Annotated in this window: 14 protein-coding genes; 9 read left to right on the top strand and 5 right to left on the bottom strand. The window is 39.9% G+C overall.

The window, feature by feature from the left end:
• Positions 1–10: 10 nt before the first annotated feature.
• Both AAC000_RS15510 and AAC000_RS15505 read left to right on the top strand, forming a co-directional pair.
• Positions 11–1,342 carry an ATP-binding protein gene (locus AAC000_RS15510; protein WP_339723840.1) on the top strand — a complete coding sequence of 444 codons (1,332 nt, stop codon included), beginning with the start codon at positions 11–13 and terminating at the stop codon, positions 1,340–1,342.
• A gap of 152 nt (positions 1,343–1,494) precedes the next feature.
• Complete coding sequence (locus AAC000_RS15505) at positions 1,495–2,145, top strand: LiaF domain-containing protein (protein ID WP_339723839.1); 651 nt, start codon at positions 1,495–1,497, stop codon at positions 2,143–2,145.
• A 44-nt stretch (positions 2,146–2,189) separates the two neighbouring features.
• Here the strand turns inward: AAC000_RS15505 and AAC000_RS15500 are convergent, their stop codons facing one another.
• From AAC000_RS15500 to AAC000_RS15490, 3 genes are read right to left on the bottom strand one after another with little or no spacing between them, the layout of a single operon-like run.
• Positions 2,190–3,851 (bottom strand): serine hydrolase, encoded by a 1,662-nt coding sequence (locus AAC000_RS15500; protein WP_339723838.1) that lies wholly within the window; start codon positions 3,849–3,851, stop codon positions 2,190–2,192.
• Position 3,852: 1 nt separating this feature from the next.
• A complete protein-coding gene (locus AAC000_RS15495; protein ID WP_339723837.1) occupies positions 3,853–4,464 on the bottom strand; it encodes a hypothetical protein in 612 nt (203 codons plus the stop codon).
• The gene (locus AAC000_RS15490) at positions 4,461–4,943 is read right to left on the bottom strand and encodes a sigma-70 family RNA polymerase sigma factor (RefSeq protein WP_339723836.1); all 483 of its coding nucleotides are present in this window, start codon (positions 4,941–4,943) and stop codon (positions 4,461–4,463) included. Before AAC000_RS15490 ends, AAC000_RS15495 begins: the two co-directional genes overlap by 4 nt.
• 388 nt (positions 4,944–5,331) lie before the next feature.
• Here AAC000_RS15490 and AAC000_RS15485 point away from each other — a divergent pair, with 388 nt between their 5' ends.
• The 5 genes from AAC000_RS15485 to AAC000_RS15465 all read left to right on the top strand — a co-directional run bounded on the left by AAC000_RS15485 (position 5,332) and on the right by AAC000_RS15465 (position 12,070).
• Complete coding sequence (locus AAC000_RS15485) at positions 5,332–7,413, top strand: winged helix-turn-helix domain-containing protein (RefSeq protein WP_339723834.1); 2,082 nt, start codon at positions 5,332–5,334, stop codon at positions 7,411–7,413.
• A gap of 144 nt (positions 7,414–7,557) precedes the next feature.
• Positions 7,558–7,980, top strand: coding sequence for a hypothetical protein (locus AAC000_RS15480; protein ID WP_339723833.1), 423 nt, complete (start codon positions 7,558–7,560; stop codon positions 7,978–7,980).
• 70 nt (positions 7,981–8,050) lie between these two features.
• Positions 8,051–10,099 (top strand): hypothetical protein, encoded by a 2,049-nt coding sequence (locus AAC000_RS15475; RefSeq protein ID WP_339723831.1) that lies wholly within the window; start codon positions 8,051–8,053, stop codon positions 10,097–10,099.
• Positions 10,100–10,109: 10 nt separating this feature from the next.
• Positions 10,110–11,414 carry a hypothetical protein gene (locus AAC000_RS15470; protein WP_339723829.1) on the top strand — a complete coding sequence of 435 codons (1,305 nt, stop codon included), beginning with the start codon at positions 10,110–10,112 and terminating at the stop codon, positions 11,412–11,414.
• Positions 11,414–12,070 (top strand): hypothetical protein, encoded by a 657-nt coding sequence (locus AAC000_RS15465; protein ID WP_339723828.1) that lies wholly within the window; start codon positions 11,414–11,416, stop codon positions 12,068–12,070. Before AAC000_RS15470 ends, AAC000_RS15465 begins: the two co-directional genes overlap by 1 nt.
• Positions 12,071–12,135: 65 nt before the next feature.
• Here the strand turns inward: AAC000_RS15465 and AAC000_RS15460 are convergent, their stop codons facing one another.
• Positions 12,136–13,203: an AI-2E family transporter gene (locus AAC000_RS15460; protein WP_339723826.1), complete on the bottom strand. Its 1,068-nt coding sequence runs from the start codon at positions 13,201–13,203 to the stop codon at positions 12,136–12,138.
• A gap of 92 nt (positions 13,204–13,295) precedes the next feature.
• Between AAC000_RS15460 and folX the strand changes: the two genes are divergently transcribed.
• A complete protein-coding gene (gene folX, locus AAC000_RS15455; protein WP_339723825.1) occupies positions 13,296–13,661 on the top strand; it encodes a dihydroneopterin triphosphate 2'-epimerase in 366 nt (121 codons plus the stop codon).
• 17 nt (positions 13,662–13,678) lie between these two features.
• Complete coding sequence (locus tag AAC000_RS15450) at positions 13,679–14,572, top strand: TIGR01777 family oxidoreductase (protein WP_339723823.1); 894 nt, start codon at positions 13,679–13,681, stop codon at positions 14,570–14,572.
• 79 nt (positions 14,573–14,651) lie between these two features.
• On the opposite strand, the gene AAC000_RS15445 is transcribed toward AAC000_RS15450, so the two are convergent.
• Complete coding sequence (locus AAC000_RS15445; protein ID WP_339723821.1) at positions 14,652–17,186, bottom strand: FtsX-like permease family protein; 2,535 nt, start codon at positions 17,184–17,186, stop codon at positions 14,652–14,654.
• Between the last annotated feature and the right edge of the window lie 3 nt (positions 17,187–17,189).

Here is a 17,189-nt window from a genome sequence, read left to right as displayed (position 1 = left end):
AGAAAAGCTAGTGCATAACCTTTCCCTTAGACTAAGGAGTTTTGCCGCCGCTCTTCTAGCGTTGCTGATATTCATTCCTCTTACTGCGGTCACCTTAGAGCAGGCTTTCAATAGCAGTTTGAGTCAATCAATGCTGCAACAACTGCGGGTGCAAAGCTTAACCTTAATTTCTGAATTTGAATTGGAGAATACTGACAATCAAGCAGTAATGCCTGAACAACTGTATAATGATCAATTTAATATTCCAGGCTCAGGGCTTTACGCTTTTATCCAATCCCATGAGGGTGTGTTGTGGCAATCACTGTCTACTTTAAACTGGCAACAACAACCTGAATTTATACCACCAGATACAGGCTCTGAAGCCTTTATCGAAGATTTCTTGATGCAAAATAGTTATTTTTTATATGCCTATACTGCAGAATTTGAAACCGACCAAGGATATCAGCCGATTAGCTTTTATATACTTCAAGATAAACAGGTGTTTAATACTGAAAAAAGCAAATTCGCCAATACCCTTTGGAATTGGTTAGGCCTGATTGCCCTGTTATTGCTAATTTTATTATTGGTTAGTTTAAACGCTGCATTATTACCAATAAGCAGACTTAATAAACAAATACGCCAAGCAGAAAGTGGCCATTTAAAACGTATAGATCAACGTTATCCCCCAGAACTAGAAAAACTTAAAAGCAGTATTAACCACTTATTAGATACCGAACAACAACAGCGCAGTCGCTACAAAAATAGCTTAAGCGATTTAGCCCATAGTCTTAAAACCCCCCTAGCAGTATTGTCTGGTACAGCAAATTTGCCAGAACAAGCCAAAGAGCCTATTAATCAAATTAATCTACAAATACAACGACAGCTCAAACGTGCCGTCGCAGGTACCACAAGCACTTTTGAACAAGCTATTCCAATTAAACCTGTAGTGGATAAATTATTTAACGCTATGCACAAAGTCTACGCAGACAAACACTTAACACTCAACCAAGATATTCATAATCAGAACTTAGGTTTTCATGGCGACATCACTGATTTGATGGAAATATTAGGCAATGTATTAGACAACGCCTGTAAAGCGGCTGCCAAGCAAGTCAAGTTATCGGTAGCAACTAGCCAGAGTAAATTACTGATCTATATTGAAGACGACGGTCCCGGTATACCAAAAGACAAACGCCAACAATTGTTAGAAAGAGGCACACGTTTAGATAGCTATAAAGATGGCCAAGGAATTGGCATGGCTGTAGTGGCAGATTTAGTCAGTGCCTACCAAGGTCAACTTGAAATCAAACAAAGTGATTTAGGTGGCGCCAAGCTAGTTTTGATTTTCCCTACAAAAGTGTGAAAATCACTAAAAAGTGTCGGATTACTCAAAGAGAAATACCCAATAGAAATTTAACACATTGATTTTAATTGAATTTTTAAATGGCATAGTATCTGCTTTATCAATTAAAAATATCGTTAAGATGTCAATTTACTAAAATTTAGGGAACCTACATGGCCGTTAAACTCGAAGACAGACCTATTGAAAGCCTACGTGAAGAAGTAATAGATACGCTAATTTACAACTACAGTCATGGTGTGATTTCTAGTGAAGCATTTGAACGCAGGCTAGATCAGGCTATGGCGAGTCAAAATCATCAAGAAATATTCGATTTAACGGCCGATTTAGAAAAAACCAAAGATACAGAATTTACCTCACAAAAAGAACGACAATTCAACGTCAACTATGGTGCTAGCGATATAGAAGAGACCGATACTATAGTCAATGTTTTTGGTGGGTCCTGTCGCAGCGGTCAATGGGCAGTGCCCCGTGAGATAAGGATCATTACAATATTTGGAGGGGCGGACATTGATTTTACTGACGCTATATTTACCACTCCTAATGTCACCATAAAAACACTGTGTCTGTTTGGCGGAACCGACATCTCGGTACCTGAAGACATCAATGTGATTTCAAAAGCCTTTTGTATTTTAGGGGGCATTGATAACTCAGCCCCCTCTATTGCATCACGCCAAGCGCCGACAATCACCATTGAAGGATTAGTGTTATTTGGTGGCCTAGACATTAAGATTAAACGCACCATCAAAGAAAAATTTGTCGCCTTCGCCAATCAGATGAAAACCATGTTTAACAACCGTGCTTAGCATGGTTGGTATACATTGTTACAATGCCACTAAGAGTTAAAAATCTACTTTTTAAGTCCTTTAAGTGCTTGCCCTGATTGAAATAAAGTTAGACTTGTCGCTTTACCTGCGGCATCTAATTCAAAAACGATTCTGGCCTGTACCATGGCATTGCTAAATTCTGATTTAGACTTGGTTTCGAAAGGGATTTTGGGCTGAGATGTTGCTTGGATGATAAGCTGCGCGTTTTCATTGGTTATGGTAATCGCAAAGTTTGAGCTTAGTTCATATATACCGTTTAGATTATCTAGCTCAGTTTGAGTCAGGGTGACTTTATTGTCATGTTCATTAGGCCTATTTGGATCTAACTTTAGTGCTTTTATTTTACGACCTGCTTGCTCTAACGTTAAATACGGCACTTCACCTTTATCATTCAATTCAAAGATAATTTTAGCCCCAACTGCAGTTTGCACAAACTCAATGTCGGATTTGGCGGTGACTGGAAGTATTGTTTGTCCTGTTACTTGTACGAATAGTTGTTGAGCTTGATTAGACACTGCCATAATAAGTCCGGGTGCTAATTCGTATTCGCCATTTAACCGAGCTAACTTCCTTTCATCCACCATTTTGACATTTAAGATATCTGACCTTAATTGAGCAAGCGTACCTTGCAAATAGGCATTGCCGAGTGCATCCAAACCATTGGCTGTGTTTTCTAAAATCACAATGCCTTTATTGTTTGTTTGGTCAACCCCCATAAAAGACCGAAAACCTCCTGTACCACCGTTGTGCCATAAATAGGACCCTTTATCATGCTCAGAAGTAAACCATGCTAAGCCTACCTTTGGGCCTTCATTATCTCCCCCCGTGGTTTGCTTATGGGTTAATTTAACAAAGTCGAATTCTGGGTTTAAGTTAGCCTTTAAATACTGGGCCATATCTTTAATGTTTGACTTAATTGCGCCTGCTCCAGCAAGCGCGGGCAATTGCCAATGTTTAACCACATTTAAACCTGCATCATGCCCGTTACTCAGTAAGGCTTTGTGTGATTCAGGCACATCGACAAAACTACTAGCCAAACCTAACGGACTAAAGACTCTATCGTAAATCACTTGCTGGTAAGTTTTATTGTCAATAAGTTCCAGAATATGGCCTAGCAAGCCTACGGCGAGGTTGGAGTACTCAAGCTGTGCATCTATTTCTCGGGTTAGCTCGTAGCTATTTAAAAACTCGTACAACAATTCTAAGGTGTAGTCCGCATAGGGATCGGCAGGGTCACCAAAAGGCATATTATCCGGTAACCTAGGTAGTCCCGACATATGATTTGCAAGTGATAACAAAGTGATTGTTTTGCCATTTTTTGTTGGCATTTTTACCGATTTGGGTAAATATTGCTGTACTGGATCTGAAAGCTTCACCCTTCCCTCTGTTACCATGCTGGCGAGTGCCATAGAAGTAAAAGTTTTAGAAATCGAACCAATTTCAAAGAGTGTTGCAGCGGTAACTGGGGTTTTATTCCCTTGTTCAGTAACACCAAAACTTAAATATTCAATGTTTCCATTTTCAATAATGGCGATCGATACACCCACCGCACTTTTCTGTTTTTCTAACTTAAGTTTAATAATTTCTTGAATGCTCTCGGTATCAATATTTGCTAATACTGGAGCGACTCTTTGCGTGGTGATTATTAGAAAAATCACCAGTAACTTACTGACTAATGGTTGCATTTTAAATCTCCTTTAATTCGTTTAATTCGCTAATCCTTTGCTTAATTTTATCAAGTAAGGGGAGTAATTGTTTTTTGACGGCTTTTTTATTTAGAAGATATACTCCGATGTTTAATAGCGCGCAAAATCCATAATAAATAGCCAGTTGTTCGGTCATTCTCGGCATGCCAGATTCATCAACTGAAGCACCAGCAGTGATCAACACAATGGCCAACATTAAAGGGAATAAGTACCAAACAGCAATTGACTCTAATAGTTTGATCTGCTTCTCGATTTTTACTTTTTCAACCTGCCAAAACGCCATCACACTGCTGTCTTTTGGCGCATCGACACGTTTGGCTTTAATCAGTTTATAAGGGATAAATAAACAAGCTAATATCGCAATCCATAACCCCAAACTCTGAACTAAACTCGCAGCATAAAAAAGTTTCCAACTCCACACCGGTATTAAAAGTAATGCGATTGAAATTTCTAAGGTGTCTCGACGCTTAATACTTTTATCCACCTTACTTGTTTCTTTTGCCAATAATTTAATCATAAGGGTCAAATCTTGAGCACTCTTATCGGATTCAATCTCGGCTTTCCAATTAGTTTTTAGATCATCAAACTTCATGACTTTTCACCTATAAATTCATTCTCAAATGTTGCCTTAATACGTTTAATCCTAAGTCTCACGGCATTATCACTAATACCAACCACTGTTGCGATTTGATCAGAACTTAAGCCATCTAAATACATCATCAAAATACTCGAATCGGTATCCGATAAGGTATGCATAAATTTATTAAGGATTTCTGCCTGACAATTTTCCTGCACTGCGGCTGAGTCAGGTTTCACAATTTCAGCCAACACTTTTTGTAGTTCTTTGTGTTTGATGGTTTTAGTCACAAAGCTTGAGGCAGTATTTAATGCCACCTGATATAGCCAAGTTTCTCGGGATGAGTGGCCTTTAAAAGTAGTAAAGCTGCGCCACAGTTGCATTAAGATTTCTTGATATAAATCTTCAAAATCATGTTGCTGGGAATAACGAGAAGCGATATATTTTATTCGCCCCTGATTATTTGCTACTACCTGTTCAAATTCTTGTTGCATGAACTGCCTCATGCCTATTTGAGGCATTTTTATTGTGAACCTAAATAGTTAGTCTTTGGTAAATCGGGTTTGTGTCAAAAGACTCTAAAATAGTGAAAATAACTGATCATCAATCTTTAAATAAGCACTACTATTGATAAGTTAATAGGTCGCACTTTGCCTCGCTCGAAAGCCACATAAAATAGGTCATCATAAAACGGTTTCAGAAAATAACGGCTCGTAAAAAAACGAAATCTCCCCAATTTATCCTGCCTTTAAAATGATACCAATACGCTAGTTAGTTTTCTCGCTGATAATAAATCGGTTGTAAAAACTGCCCTTTTTTAATTAGTGATTGATATTTATCCAGCAAGACATCAATATTTAAACAGTTTTTTAAGAGGGTGGCATGGATACTAAACCTTATATTTACCAATTTTGTGGATTTTCACTTGATCCCCTCAAGCAGGTATTGTCTTACCAGGGATTGGTTATTGATCTTCCAGAAAAATCTTTCCAATTTCTTGAAAAACTCATTTTGGCGGATCATCAAGTAGTCGAAAAATACCATTTACTTGATGAATTGTGGAAAGACTTAGTAGTAAGCGAATGGTCTTTGTCTCGTCTTGTGTCTGATACTCGACATTTGTTGGCTCAACATGTTTCGGACCAAGAAATTATTCAAACTCTTAGGGGTAAAGGCTTTAAAATCAATTCAAATGTAAAAATAGAACAAATTGAATTGCCAACAATCCCCGTAATGACTAAATCGTCTAGTGTTACTTCCCCATTTAAGACAACCCCAACTAGAAAAAAAACTACAGCTCTCACCATTACTTTGTTGTGTATTATTTGTTTTTCGGTACTTTGGTTCTACTTTTCAAAACAATCTAAAGATGAATCTATTGCACCAAGCGTAACCACAACAGATTTATTAACCGTATTACCCGTGCATGTGCAAACGGGCGATGATCAAGACTCTTGGGTTGAATACGGTGTGATGACTATGGTTATCGAAGAGTTGCAACGTTTTCCAAAAATTAAAGTGGCTAATATGAATTCCACTTTGAGTAACTTAGAAAGCGTTCAATTTCAATATGATCCCGACACTATATTCGCACAAGTATGCCCCGCATTGGGATGCAAGCAACTATTGTTAATGAATCTAAACTTGTCACAAGACAAGCGGCCGAGTTTAAGTTATCAACTTATTTATAGAGATAATAAAGGGACTAATTTTAGTTTTATTAGTGAAGATATCTTAGAAGCATCAAATATGTTACTTGAGCATTTATTACAAATGTTAATGCCGCAAAGCCCAGAGCGATTGATGCTAAGCCACACTTATACGAATAACCACATGGCGAATCAGGATTACGCAATTGGAGTGAGTCGTGTTTACCACGGTGAATTTCAAAGTGCTAAGGATTATCTAGACTTAGCGATAAAGCGTGAACCCTCATTTACTTGGGCAAAAATATACCAGATTGAAATTTTGTATCGTGAAGGCAAATTAAAACAGGCCGAACATGGTATCCAAGAATTAATGCAGCAAGCATTAGATATCCGACAGACTATTTTTTTACAGAATGTATTATCGAACATTGCCTACAGTCAAGGCAATCTAGAACAGTCAATCGATATAGCCAATGGTTTTTTAGAGGCAGTAGAGCAAACCCAAGATAAAGATTTGTTTGGTTCAACCCATATGAATATTGGCACTAGCTATCAAGCAATAGGCGACATTAGTAAAGCCTTGGGACATTTACAAATTGCTTTAGATACCTTTCAACAACATGGATTTAAACTCCGTGAAGCACAAGCTTTGCTGAACTTAGGCAATACTATTTGGGTTGGCAATACAGATTATGAATTGGCGAGCCACTATTATCAAAAATCGGCAGATATTTTTCGACAGTTGGGCGCTAGAAACTATTTGGTTTATGCAAAACACATGTCGGCGGGTATCAAAATTTCTAGTAAACGTTATGCCATTGCCAAACGTGAACTCAATGAAGTAGTCACACTTTACCAGGAGCTAGGGGATACGGAAGGTGAGTTGATTGCCCAAGCAGATTTAGTATTGGCTGCTTTAAAAGAGCAAAACTTAGCGGAAGCTGAAAAAATTGGATTGGCAGTGTACCAGAGATCAGTAGAGCAATTTACTTATCCTCGCTCAATAGTGTCGGCGTATATAGCAATTACTTATTTGAATTTGCAGCAATTTTCTAAAGCCAAAATCTATATAGATGAACGCAACAAATACGATTGGTTTGATCCCAGACCCGCTTTTGCCATGATCCCTGCAAGTTATGCTCACGCAACAGGTGATTTTCAACAAGCAGTCAATATGGCAGAAAAATTAAAAATACGTTTAGGTAAACAATGGAACGCAGGACACCAAACTTATATTAATGCCTTTCAAAAAGACTTAAACCTAGGAACAAGTAGCATCAAGGATTATGCAAATTTGTATACAAAGGAAAATTAACCTTATCTAACCTATTGTTTTATAAGAGTTTCAAAGTCTTTCAAAGTTCTCTCAAGCTTCTCACACTATTTTATTGATACTGATATTAGCTAACGGCAATACCCGCTAGTTACATCAATCAAACATAATATTTTGGAGAAAGTTATGAAAATCACATCATTGATTACACTCGCTTTAGTCACAGGAATGTTTCTATTGAGCTACAGCCCCCCTAGCCATTCGGCATCCTTTTATAAATGTCAAAATGGTTATTCATTTGAAACAAATGGCAATGACAGTGCTAGGTGTTTTAAAGCCGCGAGCAAAATTTATAAATTGCCTAATAAATGCGCCAGTGTCTATATCTCTATCCTCAAAAAATCCGTTGGTCACTTCTTAAAAACCGATCATGAAGGTAAAGCAGATAAGTGTGTAGGCACGTTCAAATTGGGCCCCGTCACTAATACCAATTCAGTCCCCCTAGCGTGCTCTACAGGATATGGATTAGAAGTTAGAAATGGTACTGATCGATGTTACAAAAACGTTCCTGCAGATTCGAAGGCACCTAGTACAAGAGTTACTCGTTAGTCATTTATACCCAAGCAAGCAGGTTGTTTACAAACGAAAAGCAACCTGCTTATTTACAGGGAGAGTCATTATGAAGTATTTAAAAGCTTCTATTTACATCTCGTCGACTATCGCTTTGTACCCAGCAGCCAGTTTTGGTCAAGAGTGGAACTCTGCAAAACAAGCTTTAGTAGTCAAGATTGAAACGAGTGTATCGACTAAACAGTTTCGTTTTTTATTGAATAACAACGATGTAACTAGCCGATTTAAACAAACTGGGACTAGCCAATTTAGTTATCAAGGCCATGGTTTTGATGTACCTAGTGGTATCAACACTTTAATCGTTTATAAAGTTAATTCTGGCCAGTGGCAAGAAATTCACAATCAAGAAATTAAGGTATTAACAAGCTCTGGATTTGAAACCGCGAATTGGACTGTAAATGGCTCTGTTGCCGTGGATGCACAACTAGATACCGACTATAAGGGAGATGCCTTTAAACCTGAACAAAACCGTTTTTATGTTGGAAATATGCAGCTAAGTGTTGATTCACAGCACACTCGTAAAGATTTAAGCATTCACTCCCAAGCCAATATTGTCGGCACAACTAAACAAGAAAATGCGTTGCGATTTTATGAACGTGGTGAGCAAGCTGACAAAATCGATTTAAGTGATTATTTAGTGTCCGTTGAAAAAGGCAAAGCTAGCTTCAGTGTTGGTCATACTGGTTTTGGTTCAAATCCTTTACTGGTGGATAATTTATCCAATCGAGGCGTTCATTTGGGTTATCAATTTAACTCAATATTCGACATTGCTTTCACGCAGCAAAACGGTAGTGCCATTGTTGGATGGAATAACTTTTTTGGTCAACAGAACAGTCAACATCGTATTGCTGCCAGTACTTTGGGTGCAGAAATGTTTCCTAATGAGCCGGGTAAATTAAGAATAGAAATGTCTTACGTCGATGCTCAAGTGCAAGCCATAGATGATTTTGCTGTGGGGCAAGTGTCAGATGTAGAAAAAAATCAGGGCTGGGGATTACGTATTATCAGTCAATTATGGGAAGGCAGAGTTCGTTTTGATGGCGTATTTGCCAGTAGCCGTTTTACCAATCCAATTGACAAGGCTTTGTTATCGGGGGATGAATTTGAACTAGTAGCGGTAGAGCAATCAACAGACCAAGCTTATCAGGTCAATTTAGAACTCGATTTGCTCACTCAAAATGAACAAGGGACACGGTTTTTCACCGCAAGCCTAAATGTAGGACTAGATAAAACGGATGCCTTGTATCGAGTGATTGCTGCAGGACCTTCTGCCGACCAAAAGGTTGCGCGCCTTGGATTAAGGGGGGAGTTAGTATCCGGTCAATGGCAATATGCGTTTACTGAAACCGAAAACAATATTGACCGTATTCCTTCAATTTTAACATCAAATACTAAAAGTCATTCCCTGAATTACAACATAGAGCTTGCTAATGCCTTTCTATCCGAAACGTTTGAGCTCAACCACTACCTGCCCAGTCTCAATGTTAATTTGCAAAAAGTACATCAAATGGCAATCAATATGCCTGCGACAGAATTATCGGATTTTAATGCTGATAGCCATTTGCCAGATCAAGTCACTGAGATATTAGAGTTGTCGGCAAATTGGTCCTTGGATACTTATACTTTGGGTTACAACCTTTCTTATTCTCATCAAGACAACCGCCAGATTGGTCGGCAAGAAGCAGACTTATCTAGGGTTAATCATAGTATTAATCAAAGTTTTCAAATGTTTGCATCGCTAATGCTCAATTTAGATTTGGGACGAGCACGTAATTTCGATCAGGAAAACAATACCGTTTTTTACAATAATAATGCTGCACTAGTGATGAATTATAGTTTGTCGTCCGATTGGAGAATTAACCTAGGGAGCAGTCTAAATAAAGACTATGACAATTTTGGATTAAGTACCTCCAATGCCCTGACTATAAATATAGGGCTGGATCACCAATGGTCGTACAACCTTTATGGCCGTGAAGTCCCAGGCCAATGGTATTTACGATACGCCAAACAACGCAACGAATCCCAAGACAATATTTTTGCATTTAACACCTTCGCCCAAGACTGGAATATTACCTCTGGCATCAGTCTAACTTTTTAGGAGTATCAGGATGAAAACTCAATATTTAATTTTGTTAACGTTACTGCTAGTCAATAAAACTTATGCAGTCAATTCTGTCAATCCCAGTGGCGTAAACGTTAATGCTACAGGCGTCACCTCGGTATTTTTAACCTTTAGAGGCACCGCAGGGCAAACATCTCAAGACGCATTTTGGTGTGGCCAAATCAATGTGGCCGCAAATACGGTTACTGCAACCAATCCTTGTGTGGCGGGCACTTTTTTTGGTCAACTACCTAAAGCACTGACCCAAGCTAGACCAAGCTTAGGGTTTCCTAATATAGAGAACAATGACTTGTGGGGGCAAAATTTTACAGACGTGATGACCATTCCCGCGTCTGTTGCTAGGCGAGCCATGCAAAGTGCACGAGCTGGCGATAACTCGTCATTTTTCTATGTGCGTAAATTCGAATCAAATGGTGCAACACAGTACATAGCGGTTACTTGCCGCATGAGTAATGGAGGTGCACGAGTGCCTTTTGCGCTTACTCAAGTACATCCATATTTTATTAGCGAACAAGGAAAACCTTCAGTACATTTAGTCGCTCAAGGACAAACAATGCCCGCGATTCAGACAGACATTTTATTCAACGGCACGGGGCGCTTAAAAGGACGTTGGGAAATAGTATTGCCAGGCGACCTTGAACCCAATGAAATGGATCTACTCCCTGAAGCCAACTTACCTGTAGAGCAACGAGGCTTACAAAAACGTTATACCTTGTTACAGCGATTTGATGTATTTCTTCCGCCAACGGGCAAAATGACGTTAAAAGGACCCGATCCTCAATTGCTCCCTAATCAAGGCATAGGCGCGTACCAAATATTATTACGGATAGAAGCGACAAGAGATACAGAAGGTAATTCAGATACAGGCGTGGGAGTGAGTATCAGTGGTGGCGTATCAGGCTTTGCCATGCCGATACTGCGTTATTATGTAGCAACCGATGATGACGTATTGCAGGCCAGAATACATGCAGGTTTAGATAAATCCATAACCCTATTTCAACCTGTTCTAGCGCCTAATAGTCAAATAAGCCTGCGCTTGAATTGGCTTAAATATAGCCATGCGAAAACCTACAAGTTAGAAATTAACACTCAGGGACAACAGACCTTTAGTGCCTTAATTGATGGACGTGACGCACATTATGATCCACCTCCTTGGATCTCCGAGTCAATGATGAACTCACCTAGCCAATGGCGAATATCGGCCTTTGACGAAAAAGGTAACAAATTAGCATTGAGTCAATGGCTCAAGTATGAAGCGCCTGCAACCAGCTCACAACAGGAGGACATGTAATGAGAAACACTTTAAAAGTTGCTTGGACTAGTTACCTTATTTTGTTCATTTTAGGGACTGCCAATGCGGTAGTTAAGCCTCAGAGACCCATTACCATCAATACCGAACAGCCAACAAAGATTGAAAAACCGATTGTAAAATTACCCACAAAAAACATCAAATTGATAGAGTTTGAGGTGCCCGGAATTATGGCTTGGGCAGAGGCCATGAGACAAGGCTTTGAATTTTATCCAGAAGGTGCCACAGGTAGGAAAGACGGCAATGATGTATGGGGAGTCAGTTATTATCGAAATCAACAAAACAGACTACAACAAGTACCCAATACATCTCGCTATAGTGCAGGTATCAACATGCAGTTAGGTACTTTAATTAATAGTAATTTTTGGGAGATTACTGAGGTAGGAGTGATCAATAGTTATGCCCGATTTCACCTATTCGCAGGTAAACGATTAAACCCACTATGGAGCGTACGCAGTATCGAAATAGGTGGTAGTTATACAATCAACCAACGACCTTCAGCAAACAGTAGAAGTGCCCATTATGTACTGGAAGTCAAAATACGCAGAGGTGCCCACAATACCGGACTCGCAACATTCAAAAAAATAGTGCTCGTTGGACCTGAAAACCAAGACTGGCGTGAAGCGTTTAGAGATTAACGCAAATTGTACCTAGCAAACATCGGGTCGTTTGTTAGGTACATAATCAAAGGTTAAACGCGTTGCTATTTCTGCTCTTCTAGTAAAACTTTACCTTCTACCATTGCATCATCATCGTCACTTGCTAGCAGTAAAGCCACCCAACGAGTGTCTGGACTCGACTCTAATGCTATTTTGACTATCATAGTAAGGGGCACTGACAACAGCATACCTACAGTGCCTAACAGCCATCCCCAGAAAATCAAAGACAGAAATACGACCAAAGTAGATAAACCTAAACCACGCCCCATATAACGAGGCTCGACAACGTTGCCCATTACCATATTGGATACAACAAAACCCAAAGCAGTAAAACCGGCAGTCGCAGGGCCAAGTTGCACGAAGGCTAACAAAACAGCTGGAACAGCGGCAATAATTGAACCAATATTGGGGATGTAGTTTAGTAAAAAAGCCAATACTGCCCATAGTAAAAAGTGGTCGACGCCTAACACATATAGCCACACTCCGATGACTAGGCCGGTTCCTAAACTCACTAATGTTTTTATCACTAAGTAATTTTTAACTGACACTAAAAATTTGTCGATTTGTTGTATCTTCATACTGGGATCATCCAGTGCAATATGGATTTTCCGTGGCACTGATTCCGCTTCGAACAACATAAAAACAACGATCAGTAAAATCAGTAAAAAATTGGTTAATACGCCACCTAAACTAGACAAGACATTAGTCGCCATATTCATGGCTGCACCAGGATCTAAATATGACAACAAAGCTTGTTTATCAACACTGATATTAAAGTTATCAAGTTGCCCAATTACCCAAGCAAACTCGCCCACAAGTTGCTCTCTGTATTTGGGTAGGTTTTGACTAAATTCATTCATCGACTGCCCAACTAACCCAGCCAAAATCAATCCAAAAATCACTATAATCAGTATTACAAATACAACGGCTATGGCTCTGGGCAATTTATGTTGATTAGCCCAAGTAATAATGGGGCTACAGGCCATTGCAATAAACACAGACAATAAAAATGGCACAACAATGGCACTGGCAGCTTTGACTCCTGCTAGTATGATAACGATGGACGCCATAATCAGTAGTATCTTAACGGACCTTTGAGATTTAATTTGCATAGGAAGTATCTAAATGAATATCTTGTGAGAAAACTATCAGATCTGTATGGTATTTTATAGCGCATAGTCAAAAGAATCACGTTAGGACAAGTATGAAGCTCAACCCAGCCACCATCAGGATTAAAAATTTACGTTTGCGCACTTATATTGGAATAAACGAAGACGAAATTGTCAATATGCAAGATGTAGTCATAAACGTAAAAATACACTACCAAGCTGATCAGGCAACAGACTCCGATGAAATGGACGATGCCCTCAATTACAAGACCATAACCAAAAGAATTATTAAGCTGGTAGAAAACAATCGATTTTCGTTACTTGAGAAGCTCACTGCTGATGTTCTCAACATTGCGGCAGAACATCCCAGAGTGAACTATGCTGAAGTAGAAGTGGATAAACCCCACGCTTTACGGTTCGCAGACTCAGTTTCTTTATGTTTATCATGCAGTAAAACCTAGTTGTAATCAGGGGACATATGAAAATACTCATCACCGGAGGTTCAGGCCTAATTGGTTCAAACCTAATCCCCATACTTCGTCCAAGTAATATAGCGGTATACACCCGAAATGTAGCCATGGCAGAACAAATACTAGGACATAAAATTCACTTTTTATCGACCCTGTCACACCTGAGCAACCTCGATGACTATGATGTTGTGATTAATTTAGCCGGTGAGCCTATTGCCGCCAAAAAATGGACTGATGAACAAAAACAAAAAATTGAACACAGTCGCTGGTCAATCACTGAAAAAATAGTCGCTTTGATTAATGCTGGAGACAACCCACCTAAGTTGTTAATAAGTGGTTCTGCTATAGGGTTTTATGGCCGCCAACAAGATCAAATCATTGATGAAAACTTTTCGTCTGCTCACGATGAATTTAGCCATCAACTCTGTGAGCGTTGGGAGTTTTTAGCTATGCAGGCTCAATCAGATAAAACCCGAGTGTGTATCCTACGTACAGGGGTGGTGATCACCAAAAGAGGTGGCGCATTACAGAAAATGCTGTTGCCATTTAAACTAGGCTTGGGCGGGCCAATTGGTGATGGAAAGCAATACATGTCATGGATACACCTTGAAGATATGCTGCAAGGTATCGCCCATTTAATTGCCAATAAAAGTTGTGAAGGAGTATATAACTTCACCTCTCCCAACCCTGTTACCAATCAAGAATTTAGCCGTGAACTTGCCTCGGCGCTGTCACGCCCCTGTCTTTTTAGAGTGCCTAGCTTTGTACTTAGAATGATGATGGGAGAAATGGCTGATTTAGTGTTATATGGCCAAAGAGTTGTACCCAAACGCCTACAAGAAAGTGGTTACAAATTTATCTATCCGAATATAGCTCAAGCCTTTGATTGTTTTCGAAAATAAAATTTTTATGCTTTAGATGCCAGTCTAAAAAAGTTGATACCCTGAGGTATCAACTTTTTTCCTTTCTTTTTAAATCTATCTACACCATCTGGCGCAATAGGTGGCTGGTGTTGAGTGATAATAAGCGCCAACACCCCAACGCACCAAGAATGCCTACCACTATGGCGCCAGCTAAAGGCGCTATCACCCAATACTCTAAATGCCAACTCGCAGGCATTTGAAATATTTGGGTTTGCAACATATACAAGCTGAACTCAGTGGCCGCGGCGGCCATTGCACCTGCCACCACCCCAATGATGATAAACTCAAAGACCACGCTCGCTCTTATCAGTCTGCCTTTTGCACCAAGGGTACGCAGTATAGCCAGTTCTTGTTGACGTTCGTCCATACTGGCCTGTACTTGTGCAATCAGTACTAGCGCGCCAGCAGCTAACACTAATATCAAGATAAACTCAACAGCCAACGAAACTTGATCAACGATGTTGCGCAGTTGATTAATTCGCGCATCCACATCTATCAAGGTGACATTTGCAAAAGGTTTCATTAATTGCGTGATGTCGGCTTTGCGCTCAGTTGGCAAATTAAAGCTCGAAATATAAGTGGGAATAAAACTCTTTAACGCACGAGGTTCAATGACAAAGAAAAAATTGGGCTGCATAGATTGCCAGTTAACATTCCTGATGCTGGTCACCTTAAGATCTACGATTTCACTGCCAATATTAAAGGTTAACTTATCGCCCAAACTTAAATCCATGCGCTCTGCAATACCTTCTTCGATTGACACTTCGTAGGGTCTCTCGTCTGCAGTGTCATTATCATCATTTGTACCTAACCATTTCCCTTCAACCACTTCGGTGCCTTGTTGCAGGGTGTTACTCCAGGTTAAATTGGCTTCTCTGCCTAATCCATCGCGGCCACGGTTTTGTTCATCTGGGTCTTCTTTAGACACTGCAGTACGGACTTTTTCATCGTTTACAGCTACAAATCTGCCACGCACAACAGGGTAAAACTTCTCTATCACAACTTGGTTGCTGGCAAAATGCTGCTGAAGATTGGGTTGTTGCGCTTGGCTAATATTCACTAAGAAGTAGTTAGGAGTCCCCTGTGGCAACTGGTTTTGCCATTGTTGTACCATGTCGTTGCGCATCACCAAAACAATCAACAACAGCATAATTGTGACCGCAAAACTGATCAGTTGCACACTGTTGTCCATAGCGCGGCGATGAATTCTTGCCCACGCTAATTGCCATGCCCCCATTTTTCCTTGACCCAGCTTACGCCCTACCCAAATTAACCCATAAGTAACACCCAACAAACTGACGACTAAAAGTATCCCAGAGACAAACAAAATTGCACTGACTTTGAGATTTTGGCTGTAGGCCCACATCAACAAAAATATCGCGCCGCCCGACGCCACAAATTGGATCAATCTCGAACTTAAGTTTGCACCTAAGTCTCGACGTAAAACCCGCAAAGGAGAGACTGAAAATAATTTCATTAATGGGTATAAAGAAAACAATACTGCACACACAGTCCCTGTAAAGATGGCAATAATTAGTGGCCTCCAATGCCACACATCTATAGACACATCCACTTTATCGGCAATAGCTGATACAACCAATTGTTGTATCAAAAAACCCAAAATCACCCCAATGAAAAGACCTAGGGTAGTAATAAAAAGGATCTGTAAAAGGTAGATTTGCTGCACCATTTTTTTAGGCGCACCTAAGGTTTTCATAATAGCAACGGGATCATAATGCCGCATACTGTAGCGCTGCGCAGCCACCGCAATTGACACAGCTGCTAAAACAATGGCTAATAAACTGGCCAACAAAAAGTATTGTCCTGCCCTACCCACAGCTCGGCCAATACCAGATTCATCATCTTCAATAGAATCCCAATCGTGCAGCTCTCTGTCGAGTTGAGGTTCGAGCCAATCATAATAGTCATCTAAAACCCCACTTTCACCAGTAAAAAAATAGCTATAGTTAATTCTACTACCAGGGCCTTCAACCTTAGTTGCAGCTAGATCGGCTTTTGAAATCAATACTTTAGGATCACCTCCAAAAACACTAAATCCTGCATCAGGCACTTCGGTTAATACTTTGCTGACTTTAAATATTTTGTCTCCGACTTCAATACTGTCACCTATTTTAATGGCTAAAGTCTGGAATAACTGCGATTCAATCCACGCCTCGCCAGATACCGGTAATTGGGCAATGGCAATACCTTGTGAAAAAGGCTCATCAGCAACTTTGACAACACCTTTAAGTGGGTACCCTTTATCGGCCGCTCTTAGGTCAACTAAGTCCATTTGATCGTTAGCAAATACCATGGAACGAGCGTAGGTTTGGTGGGCGGTGTTTAAACCCATCTGCTGAGCTTTCTCTATCCACTCAATCTCTACTGGCTTGTTTGAATCAAGCACTCTGTCGGCAGCAATGAACTCGGCACTTTTTTCGGTTAATGCGGTTTTAAGTCGTTCACTGAACAAGGAGAGTGATAATACTGACGCAACTGATAAAATAATGGCCAGTAAAATTATCGTTAACTCACCACGTTTAGTTTCATGGCGAAATAGTCGCCAAGCTAAACTCAAAGTATGATTGGTCATAAC

It is taken from the genome of uncultured Paraglaciecola sp. (genome assembly GCF_963977085.1).
Taxonomy (GTDB): Bacteria; Pseudomonadota; Gammaproteobacteria; order Enterobacterales; family Alteromonadaceae; genus Paraglaciecola.
The sequence above is the reverse complement of the archived record's forward strand: the minus strand, read 5'-3'. Positions and strand labels throughout refer to the sequence as shown.